Origin of the sequence: Streptomyces sp. NRRL S-378 (assembly GCF_000720645.1) — a bacterium.
GTDB lineage: Bacteria > Actinomycetota > Actinomycetes > Streptomycetales > Streptomycetaceae > Streptomyces.
The window spans coordinates 53,683-73,118 of the sequence record NZ_JOBX01000024.1 but is presented as its reverse complement, the minus strand read 5'-3'; the positions used below and the strand labels follow the sequence as shown (position 1 = coordinate 73,118).

General features: G+C 71.5%; 22 protein-coding genes. 11 read left to right on the top strand and 11 right to left on the bottom strand.

Translation table 11 applies throughout. The features are described from left to right. The first annotated feature begins 164 nt into the window (after nucleotides 1-164). The gene (locus tag IH80_RS0118560; RefSeq protein WP_420708808.1) at nucleotides 165-1,043 is read left to right on the top strand and encodes a LamG-like jellyroll fold domain-containing protein; all 879 of its coding nucleotides are present in this window, start codon (nucleotides 165-167) and stop codon (nucleotides 1,041-1,043) included. A 155-nt stretch (nucleotides 1,044-1,198) separates the two neighbouring features. Here the strand turns inward: IH80_RS0118560 and IH80_RS0118555 are convergent, their stop codons facing one another. Next, entirely contained in the window at nucleotides 1,199-1,783 is a 585-nt protein-coding gene (locus tag IH80_RS0118555) for a M23 family metallopeptidase (RefSeq protein ID WP_030961786.1), read from the bottom strand. 347 nt (nucleotides 1,784-2,130) lie between these two features. Between IH80_RS0118555 and IH80_RS0118550 the strand changes: the two genes are divergently transcribed. Beyond that, nucleotides 2,131-2,742 (top strand): hypothetical protein, encoded by a 612-nt coding sequence (locus IH80_RS0118550; RefSeq protein WP_030961784.1) that lies wholly within the window; start codon nucleotides 2,131-2,133, stop codon nucleotides 2,740-2,742. Between the two features lie 16 nt (nucleotides 2,743-2,758). Here IH80_RS0118550 and IH80_RS0118545 read toward each other — a convergent pair whose 3' ends face one another. After that, nucleotides 2,759-5,284, bottom strand: coding sequence for an ATP-dependent Clp protease ATP-binding subunit (locus IH80_RS0118545; protein ID WP_030846115.1), 2,526 nt, complete (start codon nucleotides 5,282-5,284; stop codon nucleotides 2,759-2,761). A gap of 462 nt (nucleotides 5,285-5,746) precedes the next feature. Here IH80_RS0118545 and IH80_RS0118540 point away from each other — a divergent pair, with 462 nt between their 5' ends. Beyond that, the gene (locus tag IH80_RS0118540; protein ID WP_030961782.1) at nucleotides 5,747-6,331 is read left to right on the top strand and encodes an SCO3374 family protein; all 585 of its coding nucleotides are present in this window, start codon (nucleotides 5,747-5,749) and stop codon (nucleotides 6,329-6,331) included. Here the strand turns inward: IH80_RS0118540 and IH80_RS0118535 are convergent. From IH80_RS0118535 to IH80_RS0118505, 7 genes are all read right to left on the bottom strand, one after another. Further along, nucleotides 6,310-6,645, bottom strand: coding sequence for a histone-like nucleoid-structuring protein Lsr2 (locus tag IH80_RS0118535; protein WP_030027396.1), 336 nt, complete (start codon nucleotides 6,643-6,645; stop codon nucleotides 6,310-6,312). The genes IH80_RS0118540 and IH80_RS0118535 overlap by 22 nt on opposite strands. 165 nt (nucleotides 6,646-6,810) lie before the next feature. Beyond that, entirely contained in the window at nucleotides 6,811-7,341 is a 531-nt protein-coding gene (locus tag IH80_RS0118530; RefSeq protein ID WP_030961780.1) for an amino-acid N-acetyltransferase, read from the bottom strand. Nucleotides 7,342-7,352: 11 nt separating this feature from the next. Then, nucleotides 7,353-7,841, bottom strand: coding sequence for a BlaI/MecI/CopY family transcriptional regulator (locus IH80_RS0118525; protein WP_078906608.1), 489 nt, complete (start codon nucleotides 7,839-7,841; stop codon nucleotides 7,353-7,355). 112 nt (nucleotides 7,842-7,953) lie between these two features. After that, entirely contained in the window at nucleotides 7,954-8,121 is a 168-nt protein-coding gene (locus tag IH80_RS45380) for a hypothetical protein (RefSeq protein WP_030961778.1), read from the bottom strand. An 86-nt stretch (nucleotides 8,122-8,207) separates the two neighbouring features. Then, on the bottom strand, nucleotides 8,208-8,792 hold the full coding sequence (locus tag IH80_RS0118515; RefSeq protein ID WP_030961776.1) for a hypothetical protein: 585 nt from the start codon (nucleotides 8,790-8,792) through the stop codon (nucleotides 8,208-8,210). Nucleotides 8,793-8,876: 84 nt separating this feature from the next. Beyond that, a complete protein-coding gene (locus IH80_RS0118510; RefSeq protein ID WP_030961774.1) occupies nucleotides 8,877-9,062 on the bottom strand; it encodes a DUF397 domain-containing protein in 186 nt (61 codons plus the stop codon). 163 nt (nucleotides 9,063-9,225) lie between these two features. Beyond that, nucleotides 9,226-10,356 carry a threonine aldolase family protein gene (locus tag IH80_RS0118505; protein WP_030961773.1) on the bottom strand — a complete coding sequence of 377 codons (1,131 nt, stop codon included), beginning with the start codon at nucleotides 10,354-10,356 and terminating at the stop codon, nucleotides 9,226-9,228. Nucleotides 10,357-10,410: 54 nt separating this feature from the next. Here IH80_RS0118505 and IH80_RS0118500 point away from each other — a divergent pair, with 54 nt between their 5' ends. Genes IH80_RS0118500 through IH80_RS0118480 form a run of 5 tightly spaced genes read left to right on the top strand, consistent with a single transcriptional unit; the run spans nucleotide 10,411 to nucleotide 15,882 of the window. Beyond that, nucleotides 10,411-11,376: a Rossmann-like and DUF2520 domain-containing protein gene (locus tag IH80_RS0118500; protein ID WP_386397993.1), complete on the top strand. Its 966-nt coding sequence runs from the start codon at nucleotides 10,411-10,413 to the stop codon at nucleotides 11,374-11,376. Further along, nucleotides 11,373-12,365 (top strand): pantoate--beta-alanine ligase, encoded by a 993-nt coding sequence (gene panC / locus IH80_RS0118495; RefSeq protein WP_030961770.1) that lies wholly within the window; start codon nucleotides 11,373-11,375, stop codon nucleotides 12,363-12,365. The genes IH80_RS0118500 and panC overlap by 4 nt, the downstream gene beginning before the upstream one ends. Beyond that, nucleotides 12,362-14,098 carry an L-aspartate oxidase gene (locus IH80_RS0118490; protein WP_030961769.1) on the top strand — a complete coding sequence of 579 codons (1,737 nt, stop codon included), beginning with the start codon at nucleotides 12,362-12,364 and terminating at the stop codon, nucleotides 14,096-14,098. Before panC ends, IH80_RS0118490 begins: the two co-directional genes overlap by 4 nt. 2 nt (nucleotides 14,099-14,100) lie before the next feature. Beyond that, a complete protein-coding gene (nadC, locus tag IH80_RS0118485) occupies nucleotides 14,101-15,069 on the top strand; it encodes a carboxylating nicotinate-nucleotide diphosphorylase (protein WP_030961767.1) in 969 nt (322 codons plus the stop codon). Between the two features lie 3 nt (nucleotides 15,070-15,072). After that, nucleotides 15,073-15,882 carry a type III pantothenate kinase gene (locus IH80_RS0118480; RefSeq protein ID WP_030961766.1) on the top strand — a complete coding sequence of 270 codons (810 nt, stop codon included), beginning with the start codon at nucleotides 15,073-15,075 and terminating at the stop codon, nucleotides 15,880-15,882. A gap of 41 nt (nucleotides 15,883-15,923) precedes the next feature. Here IH80_RS0118480 and IH80_RS0118475 read toward each other — a convergent pair whose 3' ends face one another. Beyond that, the gene (locus tag IH80_RS0118475; protein WP_030961765.1) at nucleotides 15,924-16,361 is read right to left on the bottom strand and encodes an ATP-binding protein; all 438 of its coding nucleotides are present in this window, start codon (nucleotides 16,359-16,361) and stop codon (nucleotides 15,924-15,926) included. A 186-nt stretch (nucleotides 16,362-16,547) separates the two neighbouring features. Here IH80_RS0118475 and IH80_RS0118470 point away from each other — a divergent pair, with 186 nt between their 5' ends. Next, on the top strand, nucleotides 16,548-17,399 hold the full coding sequence (locus tag IH80_RS0118470; protein WP_030961763.1) for a helix-turn-helix domain-containing protein: 852 nt from the start codon (nucleotides 16,548-16,550) through the stop codon (nucleotides 17,397-17,399). A gap of 13 nt (nucleotides 17,400-17,412) precedes the next feature. Continuing rightward, the gene (locus IH80_RS0118465) at nucleotides 17,413-17,613 is read left to right on the top strand and encodes a DUF397 domain-containing protein (RefSeq protein ID WP_030961762.1); all 201 of its coding nucleotides are present in this window, start codon (nucleotides 17,413-17,415) and stop codon (nucleotides 17,611-17,613) included. 80 nt (nucleotides 17,614-17,693) lie between these two features. On the opposite strand, the gene IH80_RS0118460 is transcribed toward IH80_RS0118465, so the two are convergent. Then, nucleotides 17,694-17,903 carry a hypothetical protein gene (locus tag IH80_RS0118460; protein WP_030961761.1) on the bottom strand — a complete coding sequence of 70 codons (210 nt, stop codon included), beginning with the start codon at nucleotides 17,901-17,903 and terminating at the stop codon, nucleotides 17,694-17,696. 197 nt (nucleotides 17,904-18,100) lie between these two features. On the opposite strand from IH80_RS0118460, the gene IH80_RS0118455 reads away from it, so the two are divergent. Then, on the top strand, nucleotides 18,101-19,225 hold the full coding sequence (locus tag IH80_RS0118455; protein ID WP_030961760.1) for a DUF5937 family protein: 1,125 nt from the start codon (nucleotides 18,101-18,103) through the stop codon (nucleotides 19,223-19,225). Nucleotides 19,226-19,436 lie beyond the last annotated feature (211 nt).

Here is a 19,436-nt window from a genome sequence, read left to right as displayed (position 1 = left end):
ACGGCTACGGCTACCCGCAGCCCGGGCAGCAGCCGAACCCGTACCAGCAGGACGCGGGCGGCGGTCAGTGGCCGCCCGCCTCCTCGGCCCCGGCCCAGCCGGGGTTCACGAGGCTGGCCGGTCCGGACATACCCGGCGCGGCGGAGCAGCCCGACTGGGAGGCCATGGCAGACCGGTCCGAGGCGGCGCGACGCAAGAAGAAGCGGCGGGTGCTGGTCGGCGGGGCGACCGCACTGGTGCTGCTGGCCGGCGGTGGAACGTTCTTTCTGATGAGCGGCCGGGGCGACTCCCCGGACGGGACGAACGCCAAGCCGTCGACGTCGACGTCGGCCACGCCCGAACCGGAGGGGTCGAAGTCGCCCACGGCCTACACGGCAACGGTCGCGGGTGACGACACGCTGCTGCGCGACAGCTACGGGCAGACGGGCATCCGGCTGGGCTCCGACCTCAGGGTCAGCGCGCTGGGCAAGCGGTTCCAGGTCGTCGGCAGGGGCAACGGCAACTCGTGGGGGCAGTCCGCCGAGCCCGTCGTCGACGTCACCAAGAGCTTCACGGTCACGGCGCGCGTCTACAGCTCCGCCACCAAGGGCTCGCGGATCGCGATCAGCCAGGGCGACGGGGAGTCCTACTCCTTCGAGCTCGGCGTGAACGAGGTGAACGGCAAGCAGGCCTGGATCTTCCGGGTGCAGACGGGCGACAAGGGCGCCGAGGCGACCACGCGGACCGTCGCCGCCGAGGGCCTCACCATCCTCAAGACGCCGACGCTGCTGATGGCCACGTACGACGCGGAGAAGAAGGCCATCGCCCTCTACGTGGACGGCAAGAAGGCCGGCGAGACGCCGGTCCCGGGGATCTGGCAGGCCCCCGGCCCGATGCAGCTCGGCCGGTCCAGGCACCACGACATCTGGACGGGGCCGTGGCAGGGCGGCCTGCACAACATCAGGGTGTACGACTCGGCGTTCACCGAGGAGCAGGCCGCCGGGTACAAGGAGGGCAAGCTCTCGCCGGCGCCGAAGCCGGCGCATGCCTGGCTGCTCACCTGACCCGGCCCGACCGGTCCGACCCGGCCCGACCCGGCCCGCCGCGGACGGGTACGACGACGCCGACCGGCCCCGGGGGGCGGTCGGCGTCGTCGTGAAAGGGTCTCGCGCGGGTCAGCCGCAGGTCAGCCGCAGGTCAGCCGCAGGCCAGATGCAGGTCAGATGCTGACGCCGTTGGTGCGCAGGAAGGCCACCGGGTTGAGGGCGGAGCCGTAGTTCGGGGTGGTGCGGATCTCGAAGTGCAGGTGCGGGCCGCTGGAGTTGCCGGTGTTGCCCGACAGGCCGATGCGCTGCTTGACGGAGACCTTCTGGCCGATCTTGACCTGGATCTTCGACAGGTGCGCGTACTGCGAGTACTTGTTGTTCGCGTGCTTGATCACGATGGCGTTGCCGTACGCGGGGCCGTCGCCGCCGCCGTTCGGGCCGGCCTTGACGACGACGCCGGCGGCCGCGGCGTTGACCGGGGTGCCGACCGGGACGGCGAAGTCCTGGCCGGAGTGCTTGCGGGCCCACATGCTGCCGCCCTTGCCGAAGGTCGCGGACAGCGTGTACTTCTCCAGCGGCTTGTCCCAGAGACCGGCCTTCTTCTTCGCCGCTGCGGCGGCGTCGGTGGCGGCGGCGGGGACCGTCTGCGGGGCGTCGGCGAAGGCAGCGGTCGTCCCGGCCCCGAGAGCCAGCACAGCACCGAGGGTTGCGCCGACGGTGACACGGGTAGAACGGGTGATGACGCGCTTCGCGGACATAGAGCAGACCTCCGGGGCCGGGGACGTGGGCGATCACGCCCGTCTCGGGCATGAAGTGACCCGGCACGCTCAGCCATGTGCCGGGTTGGCTCATCTTTGGTAACCCGTATGTCCGGACATCCCCAAACGTCCCCGTTTACTACCGGGGCTCGTAGGCGCGCCGGGGTGACGTGGTCCGTTGACAGGATTTTCCGTGGCCGAACCTCGTCGACGGCCTCCACGGGGCCCTTTCGATCTACGAAACCCCCTCGTATGTCCGATTTGTTCTGTGCGGCTTGTCACCGGCCCGTCCCAGAACCGACCGCTCCGGAACCGTGCGAATGTGACCGGCGCTACGCTCCCGGCTCGTGGACGCGAAGCTCTTACGGCCGGAGGGCGCGGGCGCGGGCCTGGTGGACCGCCCGCAGCGGATCTCCTCCTACCTCGCGCTGCGCGAGAAGCGCGACCTCGACGCGGCGGACCTGCGCAGGCTCGCCGACCGCCTGGTGCGCGAAGCCCTGCGGGCCCCCGGCGAGCGGCCGCTCCCGCCCGGCGAGGAGGCCGGGGTGGCGGCGGCGCTCGTAGCGACCCTCCACGCGCTGGGCGACCTCACCCTCTCCGACGTGGAGGCCGTCCGCCTCGGCCCCGCGGCCTTCGCCCGCCGGCTCCGGGCCGCCGCACCGGCGACCGGGCTCTCCCGGGACGCCAACCTCTTCCACGACCGCCTCGTCGACCTGGCCTGCCTGCACCTGCCGGCCACGGCGGACGAGCACGAGGCCCTGATGGCCGTGACGGCGGCCGGCGAGACCCTCTCGGAGCTGGCCATCCCCTACCTGGCCCGGTTCCGCGACACGGCCTCATCCGAGGTGCGGGAGGCCCTCGTGCGGCTGTGGGGCCGCTTCGACACCCGCGCATACGCCCGGGAGGGAGCAGGCGAAAGGGGCGGCCCCGGGACTCGGAAGTCCCGGGGCCGCCCCTGATACCGCTCAGTCGCGCTTACGCGCCCTTCGACAGGTCCGGGCCGGAGCCCGTGGCCTCGATCGGGGGGAGGTCGGGCAGCGCCGACTTCTCCTCGCCGCGGAAGGTGAACTTGGCTTCCTCGCCCTCACCCTCCTTGCCGACGACCACGATGTGACCGGGCCGCAGCTCGCCGAAGAGGATCTTCTCCGACAGCACGTCCTCGATCTCGCGCTGGATGGTGCGGCGCAGCGGCCGGGCACCCAGGATCGGGTCGTAGCCGCGCTTGGCGAGCAGGAGCTTCGCGTCGCCGCTCAGCTCGATGCCCATGTCGCGGTCCTTGAGGCGCTCGTCGACCTTCGCGATCATCAGGTCGACGATCTGGATGATGTCTTCCTCGGTGAGCTGGTGGAAGACGACCGTGTCGTCGACACGGTTGAGGAACTCGGGCCGGAAGTGCTGCTTGAGCTCTTCGTTGACCTTCGCCTTCATCCGGTCGTAGCCGGTCTTCGTGTCGCCCTGCGCCGCGAAGCCCAGGTTGAAGCCCTTCGAGATGTCCCGGGTGCCCAGGTTGGTCGTCATGATGATGACCGTGTTCTTGAAGTCCACGACCCGGCCCTGGGAGTCGGTCAGGCGACCGTCCTCCAGGATCTGGAGAAGGGAATTGAAGATATCCGGGTGGGCCTTCTCGACCTCGTCGAAGAGGACGACGGAGAACGGCTTGCGGCGCACCTTCTCGGTGAGCTGGCCGCCCTCTTCGTAGCCCACGTAACCGGGGGGCGAACCGAAGAGGCGCGAAACCGTGTGCTTCTCGCTGAACTCCGACATGTCGAGGGAGATCAGCGCGTCCTCGTCGCCGAAGAGGAATTCGGCGAGCGTCTTGGAGAGCTCGGTCTTACCGACACCGGACGGACCGGCGAAGATGAACGAGCCACCCGGACGCTTCGGGTCCTTCAGACCCGCACGGGTACGACGGATCGCCTGGGAGAGCGCCCTGATGGCGTCCTTCTGGCCGATGACCCGGCGGTGGAGCTCGTCCTCCATGCGGAGCAGTCGCGAGGACTCCTCCTCGGTGAGCTTGAAGACGGGAATGCCGGTCGCGGTCGCGAGGACCTCGGCGATGAGCTCGCCGTCGACCTCGGCGACGACGTCCATGTCGCCGGCCTTCCATTCCTTCTCGCGCTTGGTCTTCCCCGCCAGCAGCTGCTTCTCCTTGTCGCGGAGAGAAGCCGCCTTCTCGAAGTCCTGGGAGTCGATGGCCGACTCCTTGTCCCGGCGCACGGCCGCGATCTTCTCGTCGAACTCGCGGAGGTCCGGCGGCGCGGTCATCCGGCGGATGCGCATCCGGGAGCCGGCCTCGTCGATCAGGTCGATCGCCTTGTCCGGGAGGAAGCGGTCCGAGATGTACCGGTCTGCCAGCGTCGCCGCCTGGACGAGGGCCTCGTCCGTGATGGAGACGCGGTGGTGGGCCTCGTAGCGGTCGCGCAGGCCCTTGAGGATCTCGATCGTGTGGGGGAGGGAAGGCTCCGCCACCTGGATCGGCTGGAAGCGGCGTTCGAGGGCCGCGTCCTTCTCGAGGTGCTTGCGGTACTCGTCGAGCGTCGTGGCACCGATGGTCTGGAGCTCACCACGGGCCAGCATGGGCTTGAGGATGCTGGCGGCGTCGATCGCGCCCTCGGCGGCACCCGCACCCACGAGGGTGTGGAGCTCGTCGATGAACAGGATGATGTCGCCGCGGGTGCGGATCTCCTTGAGCACCTTCTTCAGGCGCTCCTCGAAGTCACCGCGGTAGCGGGAACCGGCGACCAGGGCGCCGAGGTCAAGCGTGTAGAGGTGCTTGTCCTTGAGGGTCTCGGGGACCTCGCCCTTGACGATCGCCTGCGCCAGGCCCTCGACGACGGCCGTCTTGCCGACGCCGGGCTCGCCGATGAGGACCGGGTTGTTCTTCGTACGGCGGGACAGCACCTGCATGACCCGCTCGATCTCCTTCTCGCGCCCGATGACCGGGTCGAGCTTGGATTCGCGGGCAGCCTGGGTGAGGTTGCGGCCGAACTGGTCCAGGACGAGGGAGGTCGAGGGGGTGCCCTCGGCCGGGCCGCCGGCCGTGGCCGACTCCTTGCCCCCGCCGGTGTAGCCGGAGAGCAGCTGGATGACCTGCTGCCGGACTCGGTTGAGATCGGCGCCCAGCTTCACGAGGACCTGGGCGGCGACGCCCTCGCCCTCGCGGATCAGGCCGAGCAGGATGTGCTCGGTGCCGATGTAGTTGTGGCCGAGCTGGAGGGCCTCTCGGAGCGAAAGCTCCAGGACCTTCTTCGCCCGCGGGGTGAAGGGGATGTGGCCGGACGGGGCCTGCTGCCCCTGACCGATGATCTCCTCAACCTGCTGGCGAACAGCCTCGAGCGAAATCCCGAGGCTCTCCAGGGCCTTAGCGGCGACACCCTCACCCTCGTGGATCAAGCCCAGGAGGATGTGCTCGGTGCCGATGTAGTTGTGGTTGAGCATCCGGGCTTCTTCCTGAGCCAGGACGACAACCCGCCGCGCGCGGTCGGTGAACCTCTCGAACATCGTTTATCGCTCCTCAGAGCGGTCGGGCAGTTCGGGGTCGGTCCCCGCCCTGTCCTTCCGCATGCTAGTCCCGTGGGGCGGGACAGCTCATTCCAACTGCCGACATCCGTCCACGGCTCACCCCTGCATCAGCGGGAAAACCGGCTTGAAGAGCCGACAACTGCTCCAACTCGATGGTGCGAGACGATGTTCCCGCAGGCCAGGCAGATACCCGTCATGCGTGTACGCCGACGGCGAACGGAAGCCGGTCAAATCAGCGTGTCGCCCCGATCCACTAGGAATGTCTTACCCGTAAGGGCTGACACTCCATGCCGGTGACGCCGGTTCCCTCCGCTGAGGGCGAACAGAGTTCCGTCTCGAATGTGGGACTCCGCCTCCACGGACGTTTACGTTCTGCACATCCTCGAGTGCGGAACGTCACATCCGCCGTAACCGCGAAGCGTTTCTGCAGTTGCTCCGGGTATGGCCGCAACCGTCCTGCCGACCGTCCCGCCGCCGCGCGTCGCGCCCGAGGAGGACGCCTGCGCCGCCTGGTACGGGGAGGTGCTCGGCTGGACCGTCACGGGCGGGCCGCCGGTCCAGCTCGTGACCGGTGTCGGCTTCGACGTGCTGGAGCTGCCGTCGGACGCGGGGACGGCGCTGTTGCGCCGGCCGGTCGCCACGGGTCCGGTGGCCGTGATGGGGCGCCGGATGCGGTTCCTGGTGGCCCCGGGGAGCGCAGAGGAGCTCGACGGGCTGCTCGACTGGCTGGAGTGGGGCGGGGTCGCCCTGGATCTGACCGCCCTGGGTACGGGCGGGCGGATCACCGCCCCGGCTCCCCCGGGGCCGCCCCTGGGAGAAAGCCCTCGGGGGGCCGCCGTATGGCTGCGACCCCCCGAGCAGGGGTGTGAGGCACTGCTGCCGGCCCTGCCCGGTCCCGGGCGGGCCGCAGGGCCCGCTCACGGTCCCGATCTCGTACGCCTGGTCGCGGCGGCGGCGACGGAATGCCACCGGGCGCGCCTGGGCCGGCGTACGAACGGGGTCCGTCAGCCCTTGGCCTTCTCGTAGGCCTCGCGGATCTCGGCCGGGACGCGGCCGCGGTCGTTGACGTTGTAGCCGTTCTCCTTGGCCCACGCGCGGATCTCGGCCGTGTCCGGGTTGCCGGTCGCCGCTGCGCGGCCCTTGGCGCGGGCCGCGGTGGCACGGCCACCGGTGCGGCGGCCGCCCTTGGTGTACGGGTCGAGCAGACCGCGGAGCTTTTCAGCGTTGGCGGTGGTGAGGTCGATCTCGTAGGTCTTGCCATCCAGAGCGAACGTCACCGTCTCGTCCGCCTCGCCACCGTCGAGGTCGTCGACAAGAAGGACCTGAACCTTCTGTGCCACCGGGATTTCCTTTCATCGAAAAGCAGTACGCGGAAAGGAAACCGCTTTTGCCAGGAAAACACAAACCCCCCGGGAGAGGTTCAGGACCGCAACGAGGCGGGAAACGTGCGCGATTCGGACATAGGCCACGGGCGCGCGGAGCGCCGGAAAAGCTGAGGCCATCGATCAGAGGTGCAGAAGCATCCGGCTGTTGCCCAAGGTGTTCGGCTTCACTCGTTCGAGACCGAGGAACTCGGCGACGCCCTCGTCATAGGAACGCAAGAGCTCCATGTAGACATCGGTGTCGACCGGGGTCTCGCCGATCTCGACGAAGCCGTGCTTCGCGAAGAACTCGACTTCGAAGGTGAGGCAGAAAACCCGGCTCACCCCGAGCGTGCGGGCGGTGCTCAACAACTGCTGGAGCACCTGGTGGCCGACGCCGGTGCCCTTCAAGTCGCGGTCGACCGCGAGAGTGCGCACTTCGGCCAGGTCTTCCCACATCACGTGGAGTGCACCGCAGCCCACCACCTGTGCATCGGAGTCGCGTTCCGCGACCCAGAACTCCTGGATGTCCTCGTAAAGGACGACCGGTGCTTTGTCGAGCAGGATCCGCTGCTGCACGTACTGGTCGAGGAGGCGGCGCAGCGCGGGAACATCGCGCGTGCGGGCACGGCGGATCGTCACTGTTTCTGCGTGTGCAGAGGAAAACTCACCCATGGCTGCGGACGCTATCGCTCCGGCGGCGTCGGGGGCTCGGCGGACTCCCGTTCGCCTTCGGGTGGCGCGGGGGGTTCCGCGGAGACTTCGGGGCGGGGTTCCGTGCGGGGTTCCGCGGGGGCCTCGGTGGCGGACTCGTCGTCGTACTGGACGACCCGGACGGCGTCCCGGAGGGCTTCGCGCTGTTCCGCGGACATCATGCCGAAGAAGGCGACGAGAGCGGCGGCGGGGTTGTCGCTCGTCGACCAGGCTTCGTTCATCAGTGCGGCCGAGTAGGCGGCGCGGGTGGAGACCGCCGTATATCGATAGGCCCGGCCTTCGGCTTCCCGGCGGACCCAGCCCTTCTGATGGAGATTGTCCATAACGGTCATGACCGTGGTGTACGCGATGGACCGTTCCTGCTGGAGGTCTTCCAGGACTTCCCGAACGGTGACCGGGCGGTTCCACTGCCACACCCGCGTCATGACGGCGTCTTCGAGTTCTCCCAAGGGGCGAGGCACAACAGCACGATAGTGCGGGTTGTGCGGAATTGCCCGACTATTCACCCGGCAACGCGCAACAAAATCGGGCGCACGGTCCGTACCCGTGCGCCCGCGCGGAGGGACCCGCGCTCTAGTTCTGCTGCTGGCGGGTGGCTTCGGCCCGGGCGATCACGGCGTCGACCGCCGCATCCTCCTTGGACTTGTTGGAGCCGCCCTGGCTCTTCACGATCGTCACGACGAGGGCGATGAAGAACGCGGCCATCACGAAGGGGGGCACGAGCGCGGAGACGTAGTCCATGCCCCCCAGCGTAGCCACCCGCGCCCGGTCCGGTCCGGGTGGGTGAGGGGTGGGTCCCGCCCCTCACCCGGACCGCCCGGGCGCGCTCACATGACGGCGAGCCCGGACGCCGGGGGTGCGGTGGGCTTGCGGCGCGGCGGGAAGACCTCGCCGGGGGTGGGGACCGGCCGCTCGGGGCGCGGGCGCTCCTTGGGCGCGGGCGCCGGCCGCGGCGGCTCCGCCTGGCCGCCCGCCAGGGTCAGCAGGCGGGTGCGGGGCGCGGCGGCCGTGGTCAGCCGGCGCCGTACGGATCGCTCCGCGACCCCCCGGGCCCGCTCCAGCAGCGCGGCGGCGGCGGGATTGGCCCGGAGCGCGCGCAGGGCCGCGAGGTCGTCGGGGACCGGCTCGTAGCCGGCGGCGAGGGCTTCCCGGAGCACTGCCAGGTAGCCGGGGAGGCTGCCGGGCAGGGCGCCGCGGTAGCGGACCAGATCGTCCAGGACGAAGGCTCTGAGCCGGCCCGCCTCCCGGACCGCTTCGTCCACCGACTGCGCGAGGTGCAGGCAGTCCTGGACCTCCTCGGCCGCCAGGGGGGCCGAGGAGGACTGAAGGGCGTGGGCGAGCGAACGCCTGAGCACGTGCAGCTCAGCGGCGCTGAACGCCATGCCGCCGCGGGATCCGTAGGGCGTGGGCATGGGCCCGAAGATACGCGCTAATCGGACAAAATCCCCTTAAGAGGGGTGGCTGCGGCGCGGCGCGGCCGGACCCGGCACCGAGCCTCAGCCGGTCTCCTTGACGGCACGCAGGAAGTCCGTCCAGGCGGCCTGGGTCGTGGCCAGGACCAGGTGGGCGGGGTCGACGCGGTCGGCGACCTTGACGAGTGCTCCGGGGGTGACGGCGACGTAGACGCAGGCGTCGCCGTCGCCGCAGAACGAGGACTTCCGCCACGCGGGCTGAGCGGTCATGGTGTCTCCTCCGGGCACGGTGGCCGGTAAATGCGGTCAAGGGACGGTAACTCCGCAGCCGGTCCTCACCGGCGACTTTCACGCAATTCGGCGTTTCGCCGCTGCCCTCCGGGGGTGCGGGTGGTACACGGCGGCGCCGGCCCGTCGCAGGCCGGCGGCCGGGTCAGATGCGGGAAACGAAGGCCGAGACCGCGTCATGGACGTCGGATTCCGTCCAGGACAGGCCCGGCTCGGTGACGTCCAGCTCGGTCACCGCGAGGCCCGGCGGTCCCGCGGCCGACCAGCGGCGGAACAGCACCGTGCCGGTCTCCTCCGCCTGCCGCAGCCCCGCGTCCGTCAGCCGGTCCGGGTCATGCGGCAGCCACACCTGGAACTGGTGCGTGTGCGGCTCCTCGGGGTGGACGCGCGACCACGGGACGCCGGACGTCGCGAAGGCCTCGCGCAGCGCCCCGGCCACCATCCGCGCCTGCGCCACGTACGACGGCAGCCGCGGCAGCTCCCGGTCCAGTCCGGCCAGCGCGGACAGGGCCTGGGGGAACTGCCGGAAGATCTGGCCGCCGTAGCGGTGGCGCCAGACCCTGGTCTCCTCCACGAACTCCCGCGGACCGGCCAGGGCAGCCCCGCTCAGCCCGCCCAGCGACTTGTAGAACGAGACGTACACGGAGTCGGCGAGCCCGGCGATCTCCGGCAGCGGGCGGCCGAAGCGGACCGTGGTCTCCCACAGCCGGGCCCCGTCGAAGTGGATCACCGCCTCCCGCTCCCGGCCCGCCTCCACCAGCGCCACCAGTTCCTCCCAGGTGGGCAGCAGGAACCCGGCCTCGCGCAGCGGCAGCTCCAGCATCAGCGTCCCGAAGGGCTCCCGGACGGCCTCGACCTCCTCCGCGGTCATCTGGCGCGGCTCGGTCGTCGGGTGGACGACCCGCAGCCCGGAGACCGTCGACAGGGCGTCGCCCTCCCACATCTCGGGGTGGCTCACGGGGTGCAGCGCGACGACCGGGTTCCCGGTCCGGCCGGCCCAGCAGCGCAGGGCGACCTGCTGGGCCATCGTGCCGCTGGGGAAGAACGCGGCGTCCTGCGTCCCGAGCAGCTCCGCGACCCGCCGCTCCAGTTCCTCGACGATCCCGTCGCCGTAGACGTCGGCCGGCGTGTCCATGTCGTAGGGCGCCTCGGCGAGCCGGGCCAGGGACTCCCCCACCGTGGCCTCGCGCGGGCTGCGGGTCAGGGTCCTGCCCGCCGCCCGCCAGGCCGCCGCGAGCCGCTCGTTGCGCTGCGTTTCCTCGTTGCTGTCGCTCATGGCCCCTGATCCTCGCCGCTCGTCCCCGACCGGCCAAGAGCCTCACGGGCTAGCATGGCGGCGTATCGTCCGGTACCCCTGCGGACTGGAACGGAAGGCATTCCCCGCGTGAATCCATCACAGCAGCCACGCCCTGCCCGGCTCGCCGTCGGCGTCGTCGGGGCGGGCCGCGTCGGCCCGGCGCTGGCCCGTGCGCTCCAGCAGGCGGGCCACCGGCCCGTCGCCGTGTCGGGAGTGTCCGACACCTCCGTGCGCCGCGCCGCGCGGATGCTGCCCGACGTGCCGCTCGTGCCACCCGCGCAGGTGCTGGAGCTGGCCGACCTGGTCCTGCTGACCGTCCCCGACGACGCGCTGCCGTCGCTCGTGGAGGGGCTCGCGGAGACCGGAGCGGTCCGGCCCGGACAACTGCTCGTCCACACCTCGGGCCGGTACGGGACCGCCGTGCTCGACCCGGCCCGCCGGGCGGGCGCCCTGCCGCTGGCCCTGCACCCCGCGATGACCTTCACCGGCACCGAGGTCGACGTGCAGCGGCTGGCCGGCTGCTCCTTCGGCGTCACCGCCCCCGACGAGCTGCGGCTGGCCGCCGAGGCCCTGGTCATCGAGATGGGCGGGGAGCCCGAGTGGATCGCGGAGGAGAACCGGGCGCTCTACCACGCGGCGCTGGCCCTCGGCGCGAACCACCTCGTCACACTGGTCGCCCAGTCCCTGGAGCTGCTGCGCAAGGCCGGGGTCGCTCACCCCGACCGGATGCTCGGCCCGCTGCTCGGCGCGGCTCTCGACAACGCCCTGCGGTCCGGGGACGCCGCCCTGACCGGGCCGGTGGCCCGCGGGGACGCCGGTACGGTCGCCGCGCACGTCTCGGAGCTGCGCCGCCACGCGCCGGGCACGGTCGCCGGCTACCTGGCCATGGCCCGCACCACCGCCGACCGGGCCCTCGCCCACGGTCTGCTCAAGCCCGAACTCGCCGAGGACCTGCTCGGTGTACTCGCCGACACGGACCCTGACGGGGGCGACCAGTGACCGAGCTGCTGCTGCACACCGCCGACGAGCTGCACAAGCTGCCGCGCACCGGGCGGCGGGCCGTGGTGATGACCATGGGCGCCCTCCACGAGGGCCACGCCACCTTGATCCGCACGGCCCGCGAACAGGCCGGGCCCGAGGGCCAGGTCGTCGTCACCGTCTTCGTCAACCCGCTGCAGTTCGGGGCGGGCGAGGACCTCGACCGCTACCCCCGCACCCTCGACGCTGACCTGAGGATCGCCGAAGAGGCGGGCGCCGACGCGGTGTTCGCCCCCGCCGTCGACGAGGTCTACCCGGGCGGGGACCCGCAGGTGCGGATCAGCGCCGGCCCGATGGGCGAGCGCCTCGAAGGAGCCACCCGGCCCGGCCACTTCGACGGGATGCTGACCGTCGTCGCCAAGCTGCTCCACCTGACCCGGCCCGACCTGGCCCTGTTCGGCCAGAAGGACGCGCAGCAACTGGCCCTGATCCGGCGGATGGTGACCGATCTGAACTTCCCCGTCGAGGTGGTCGGCGTACCGACCGTCCGCGAGGAGGACGGGCTGGCGCTGTCGTCCCGCAACCGCTACCTGTCCGCCGCGGACCGGCAGACCGCCCTGGCGCTGTCCCGGGCCCTGTTCGCGGGCCGCGACCGGCTCGCCGCACAGGCCGCACTGCGGGCCCGCGCCGAGGCCGCCCCGGCCACCGACCAGCGGGCCACCGCCCTGGCGCGGCTGGGTGAGATCCGCGCCTCGGCCGACGCGCACGCCGTCTCGGCGGCCTGCACGGGCCTGCCGGACGCGGTCCGGGCCGCGGCGCGCCACGTGCTGGCCGACGCGGCCCGCTCGGAGCCGCCGCTCGTGCTGGACTACCTGGCGCTGGTGGACCCGCAGGACTTCACCGAGGCCGGTCCCGACTTCACCGGGCAGGCCGTGCTGGCCGTCGCCGCGAAGGTGGGCACGACCCGGCTGATCGACAACATCCCATTGGAGTTCGGAGCACACTCGTGAGCACCCCTGGCAGAGGCCCCGCAGGCAGCACCGGCATACGGCTGCACGCGCCGGCGCCCGGCTGGTCCCTGGACGCCGACGTCGTGGTCGTCGGCTCCGGCGTGGCGGGGCTGACCGCCGCGCTGCGTTGCGCGGCCGCGGGCCGCCGTACCGTCGTGGTCACCAAAGCGCGGCTCGACGACGGCTCCACCCGCTGGGCCCAGGGCGGCATCGCCGCGGCCCTCGGCGAGGGCGACACCCCCGAGCAGCACCTCGACGACACCCTGGTCGCGGGCGCCGGCCTGTGCGACGAGGAGGCCGTGCGGCTGCTCGTCACCGAGGGTCCGGACGCGGTGCGGCGGCTGATCGACACCGGCGCGGTCTTCGACACCTCCGCCGAGACCGGGGAGATCGAGCTGACCCGTGAGGGCGGCCACCACCGCCGGCGGATCGCGCACGCGGGCGGCGACGCCACCGGCGCCGAGATCTCGCGGGCGCTGGTCGAGGCCGTGCACGCCGCGGGCATAGAGACCGTGGAGAACGCGCTCGTCCTCGACCTCCTCCAGGACGCGCACGGCCGTACGGCCGGTGTCACCCTGCACGTCATGGGCGAGGGCCAGCACGACGGCGTCGGCGCCGTCCACGCGCCCGCCGTGATCCTGGCGACCGGCGGCATGGGGCAGGTCTTCTCCGCGACGACCAACCCGTCGGTGTCCACAGGCGACGGCGTGGCGCTCGCGCTGCGCGCCGGGGCCGAGGTCTCCGACCTGGAGTTCGTGCAGTTCCACCCGACGGTGCTGTTCCTCGGCCCGGACGCCGAGGGACAGCAGCCGCTGGTGTCGGAGGCCGTCCGGGGAGAGGGCGCGTACCTCGTCGACGGGGACGGCGTGCGCTTCATGGTCGGCCAGCACGAGCTCGCCGAGCTGGCCCCGCGCGACATCGTCGCCAAGGGCATCATGCGCCGCATGCAGGAGCAGGGCGCCCAGCACATGTACCTGGACGCCCGGCACTTCGGCGCCGAGATGTGGGAGCAGCGCTTCCCCACGATCCTGGCCGCCTGCCGCTCGCACGGCATCGACCCGGTGACCGAGCCGATCCCGGTGGCGCCCGCCGCGCACTACGCGTCCGGCGGCGTACGGACCGACCTGCACGGCCGCACCACCGTCCCCGGTCTGTACGCCTGCGGCGAGGTGGCCTGCACGGGCGTGCACGGCGCGAACCGGCTCGCCTCCAACTCCCTGCTGGAGGGCCTGGTCTTCGCCGAGCGGATCGCCGCGGACATCACCTCGCGGGAGCAGGGCGGGGGCGGCCCGGGCGTGCCGGTCCCCTCGACCGGCCCGCTGCAGCCCGCCGCGGCCCGGTACGAGATCCAGCGGATCATGACGGACGGCGCGGGCGTGCTCCGCTCCGCGGCGTCGCTGGAAGCGGCGGCCGACGCCCTGGAAGGGCTGTACGCCGCCGCCCTGAACGATCTCGAGGCGCACGGCAAGACCGCCGAACCGGGTGTGGACACCTGGGAGGCCACGAACCTGCTGTGCGTGGCGCGGGTCCTGGTCGCCGCCGCGCAGCGGCGCGCGGAGACCCGCGGCTGCCACTGGCGCGAGGACCACCCGGACCGGGACGATGCGCGGTGGCGCCGCCACCTGGTGGTCCGGCTCTCGGCCACCGAGAAGCGGGCCCTTGTCGTCGTACCCACCGACTCCGCGGACTTCCCGTCCGTGCACCCCCTGAGCACCCCGAGCCTGGAGCAGTGACCGTGAGCACCCCCCAACTTCCCCTCATCGACCAGAACGACGGCGGCTGCGGCGACGACTGCGCCTGCGGCGACGGCGAGGAGAGCGGCCTCGACCCGGCGCTGGCCCAGCTGCTCGCGGACGCGGGCCTGGACCCCATCGAGGTCGAGGACATCGCCCACATGGCGCTGTCCGAGGACCTCGACGGGGGCGTGGACGTCACCACCGTGGCCACGGTCCCCGAGGACGCCGAGGCCATCGCCGACTTCGTCGCCCGCGAGGACGGTGTCGTCGCGGGCCTGCGCATCGCGGAGGCGGTGTTCTCCGTGGTGTGCACGGAGGCCTTCGAGGTGGAGCGGCACGCGGAGGACGGCGACACCGTCAAGGCCGGAGAGGTGCTGCTGTCGGTCCGCGCCCGCACCCGTGACCTGCTGACGGCCGAGCGCAGCGCGCTGAACATCCTGTGCCGTCTCTCGGGCATCGCGACGGCCACCCGCCGCTGGGCGGACGTGCTGGAGGGCACGAAGGCCAAGGTCCGCGACACCCGCAAGACGACGCCGGGCCTGCGTTCGCTGGAGAAGTACGCGGTCCGCTGCGGCGGCGGCGTCAACCACCGCATGTCGCTGTCGGACGCGGCACTGGTGAAGGACAACCACGTGGTCGCCGCGGGCGGTGTCGCGCAGGCCTTCACCGCGGTGCGCGAGGCCTTCCCGGAGGTCCCGATCGAGGTCGAGGTCGACACGATGCACCAGGTCCGCGAGGTCCTGGACGCGGGCGCCGACCTGATCCTGCTGGACAACTTCACGGTCCCGGAGACCGAGGAGGCCGTCACGCTGGTGGCCGGCCGGGCGGTGCTGGAGTCCTCCGGCCGGCTGACGCTGGACACCGCCCGGGCGTACGCGGAGACCGGCGTGGACTACCTGGCGGTCGGCGGGCTGACCCACTCCTCGCCGATCCTGGACATCGGCCTCGATCTGCGCGAGGCGGTGTAACCGGTGCTCCTCACCATCGACGTAGGCAACACCCAGACGGTCCTGGGCCTGTTCGACGGTGACGAGATCGTCGAGCACTGGCGCATCTCGACCGACCCGCGGCGCACGGCGGACGAGATGGCCGTGCTGATGCAGGGCCTGATGGGCATGCACCCGATGCTCGGCAGCGAGCTCGGCGACGGGATCCACGGCATCGCGATCTGTTCGACGGTGCCGTCGGTCCTGCACGAGCTGCGCGAGGTCACCCGACGCTACTACGGTGACGTGCCGGCGGTGCTGGTGGAGCCGGGCATCAAGACGGGCGTGCCGATCCTGATGGACAACCCGAAGGAGGTCGGCGCGGACCGCATCATCAACGCGGTCGCGGCGGTCGAGCTCTACGGCGGTCCGGCGATCGTGGTCGACTTCGGTACGGCGACCACCTTCGACGCGGTGTCCGCGAAGGGCGAGTACGTGGGCGGGGTGATCTCCCCGGGGATCGAGATCTCGATGGAGGCGCTCGGCGTACGGGGAGCCCAGCTGCGCAAGATCGAGCTGGCCCGGCCGCGCCACGTGATCGGCAAGTCCACGGTCGAGGCGATGCAGTCGGGCGTGATCTACGGTTTCGCGGGTCAGGTCGACGGGGTCGTGGCCCGGATGGCCAAGGAGCTGGCCGGGCCGAACGGCGATCCGGACGACGTCCGGGTCATCGCGACCGGTGGTCTGGCCCCGATGGTGCTGGGCGAGTCGTCGGTGATCGACGACCACGAGCCGTGGCTGACGCTGATCGGGCTGCGGCTGGTGTACCAGCGCAACGCGCCGAACTTCGAGTGACGCCGCCGGGAGGGGGGCCGCGGACACGGCCGCCCTCCCGGTCAGGCGCGGACTTCGACCCACAGCAGCTTTCCCGCGGCGTCCCCGTACGACCCCGTCCCGCCGAGCGGATAGCCGCCCCAGTTGGCGGCGTACGCCCGTACGAGGAACAGCCCGCGGCCCCGCTCGGCGCCCGACTGCGGTGTCGCGACGGGTGAGTCCGCTCCGAAGGGCGGCGGGATGTGCGGATTGCTGTCCCAGACGCTGACCCGCAGCCGGGTGGACCCCATGGCACGGAGCCGGAGCGTGTACGGACCGTCGGAGTAGAGGTAGGCGTTGGCCAGCAGCTCACCGGCCAACAGCTCCGCCGTCTCCACGAGTGCGCTCATCGCGTGCGTCCGGAGCACGGAACGCAGGGTCTGGCGGGCGAGGCCGGGGGCGCGGGGATCTTGCGGGAGTTGCAGGCTGTAGGCCCACGACGGAGATACGGTGGCAGGCATGGAAGTCTCCGATCACGGAGGGGTGTTGGTCGCATTGCGCTTGCTGCCCGGTGACCGTGCCGCTCCGTCGAGCGGGGTACTTCCGGGCGGGGTGGCCTGCGTCCCAGACTAGAGGCCGCCAAAGATTCTTTGCGCGAATCCAAGGTCTTCGATCCCTTGATTCCCTCGTGTGAGTGAGGAGTGAACATGGTCGCCCGCCCCGTAGCAACGGCCCGTCGCGCCCGGCTCGCCGCTGAACTGCGCAAACTCCGCGAGCGAGCCGGTATGACCGCTGCCGAGGCCGCGGCTGCGATCGGCACCAGTTCGGGTCAGCTGAGCAATGTGGAGACGGCCCGGTTCGGAGTGAGCCCTGACCGCGTCCGTGCAATGGCGCGCGTGTACTCGGTCTGTGACCCGCAACTGGTGGACGCGCTCGCCGCGATGGCCGCCGACCGCACGAACGGCTGGTGGGACCAGTACCGTGAGGTCCTTCCGCCCAGCCTCCTCGACTTGGCCGAGCTTGAACACCACGCGTTGGCGCTGCGCGCCGCCTACACCGCTCATGTCCCAGGCCTCTTGCAGACCGCGGACCATGCGCGGGAGGTCTTCCGACAGGTGGTTCCAGAGCTGACCCCTCCCGAGGTCGAGCACCGGGTTTCCCACCGGATCAAGCGGCAGGACGTGCTCTACCGGAGCAGTCCCATCCCCTATACCGCGATCATTCACGAAGCGGCCCTGCGGATGCAGTTCGGCGGACGCGCCGTCGTCAAGGGGCAGCTCGCCCACCTCATGGAGATGGGGCAACGGAGCCAAGTCCGCATCCTGGTGATCCCCTTCGACGCGGGATCGTTCCCCGGCGCCGGCCAGTCGATCTATTACGCCCACGGTCCTGTGCCGCAGCTCGACACGGTCCACCTCGACCAGTCACACGGTCCGGCATTGGTGGACGCCGAGGCTCGGCTGGACGGATACCGGCTCCTCCTCGGCCGCATGGAGGCCATGGCCCTCAGCCGCGAGAAGAGCAGCGAGTTCATCCACAGCATCCTGCGCACCCTGTGAAGGGAAGACCTCAATGTCCGTGCTCACCTGGCAGAAGTCGTCCTACTGCGGCACCGGCGAAGCCTGTGTGCACGTCGCGACGACCGCCCCGGACGCGGCCGTGAAGGTGGCCCGCAGCGCCGACCCCGGCAAGGACCACCTCACCGTCTCCCCAGCCGCGTGGGCGGCCTTCCTCCAGGCGGTCCGGGCTGCCCCTCAGGGGCGACAGGGCTGAGCCGGGGCCGGGCAAGGGCGGACGTCTGCCACTGGTCGGCAGCCACCGTCCGGCAGCCACCGGTCACTCCCGGGTACGGCTCAGCACGGGTGCGGGCGGGTCAGCATGCGGCGCAGGGCTGCTCTCCAGGGGTGGCGGGCCTCGCCGCCGTCCACGACGGCCTGGAACTGCTGGTAGGAGCGGGCCGCGCGGACGACGGCCACGTCGTCGCGTCCGGGCGGCGGGGGCATGGGGTCCCCGTGCTGGGACGCGCGGTAGGTGTCCATGAGGTACTGCTCGATCGCTGTCATGCATCCACCCTCACCCCGTCGGCCCCGTCGCGCACGACGGTTGACGTTCCGCGTCAACCGTCCCGGCCGGTTGCCGCCCCGGGCGGTGACGATCACTCGTACGGAGGCCGCGCCGGGGCCCGCGCGGCCACTCGTACGGAGGCGCGGAGTGGCCGGGCCGGCCGCCCCCGACGTGCGGGGACGGACAGAATGGCCCGATGAGCGTCACCATCGACATCGCCGGGCTCCCCGCGGAGCGGATCGTCTTCGCGCCCTCCCCGCTCGCGGAGCTCTGCATGGCCCTGCACGCGCTCTCGCAGCCGGCCCACCACCCGCGGCTCACCTCCTGGACCACCGCCACCTCCGCCTCGCTCGATCCGTGTCTCGCGGACCGTCTGCTGGAGGCCGAGTTCCTGTGGCGCAGCTCCTTCTCCGACATCTTCATGCCCTTCGCCGGGATCCCCGGGGAGGCCGGGCTGCCGGCGGCGACGCTGGCCGAGGAGCTCGACGTACTCGACCGGCTGGACGACGAGCGGTTCGTGGGGGCAGCGCTGGAGCACTGCCGGCTGGCGCTCTACAACGAGGGCGGCGGGCCCTCGCCGCTGAAGGACCCGGTGGCCCGGGCCAGGGCGCTGGAGCTCGCCGCCGCCCGCGGGCCGCGGCAGCTGGAGTTCTCCGTGCGGCTGCTGGACGACACCGCGGCCGTGCGGGTGTGGCTCCGGCGGCTCCTGGAGGACTGCGACGCGGCGTTCTTCGCGCAGACGTGGGAGCGCCTGGAGCCCGGGCAGAGCGCCGACGCCCGGCACAAGGCCGAGCTGCTGCGCCGCAAGGGCCTGGCGGCCGCGCTGAAGGACGTCTCGACGGCCCTGAGCGTCGACGAGGGCCTCACCACCATCACGGCCGACAAGATGGTCCACGGGACGGCCACGGCGACCGATCCCCGAATAGGCAGCGGCCTCGTCTTCGTGCCGACCAACTTCGGCTGGCCGCATCTGCTGGTGCTGCACGCACCGGACTGGCGGCCGGTGGTCCACTATCCGCTCGGCACCCCCGAGCCGGCTTCCGGGCCGGGCTCGGTGGAGCTGCTCCGGCTGCGGATGGAGGCCCTGGCGCACCCGATGCGGATGATGCTGTGCCGGAGTCTGGCCCGGGCCCCGTACACGACGAGCGAACTGGCGAACGTGCACGGGATCACCGCGCCGGAGGTGTCGCGGCACCTGGCCGTCCTGAAAAGGGCCGGTCTGATGCATACGCGGAGGCAGGGCCGTTATGCCCAGCACCAGTTGGATCTGGGCACGGTCGCCCGGATCGGCTCCGACTTCATCGAGGGCATCCTCCGGTAGCGCCAACCGGCAGGTAGTTGGCCGGATTTGACCGGCCCAGAGTCACCGATATACGGAATTCATAAACCGAAATCAGCGAAAACTCTGGCCATGATGGCCACTTGCTGTCTAACGTGCGCTCACTGTTCGCCCACGTAACGCGCACCGCGTCCGCACGTCCGGTCCGTCGCGTTCCGCCGTGCTGTGCCCTGTTCCGCCCGTCGCGCCCGGA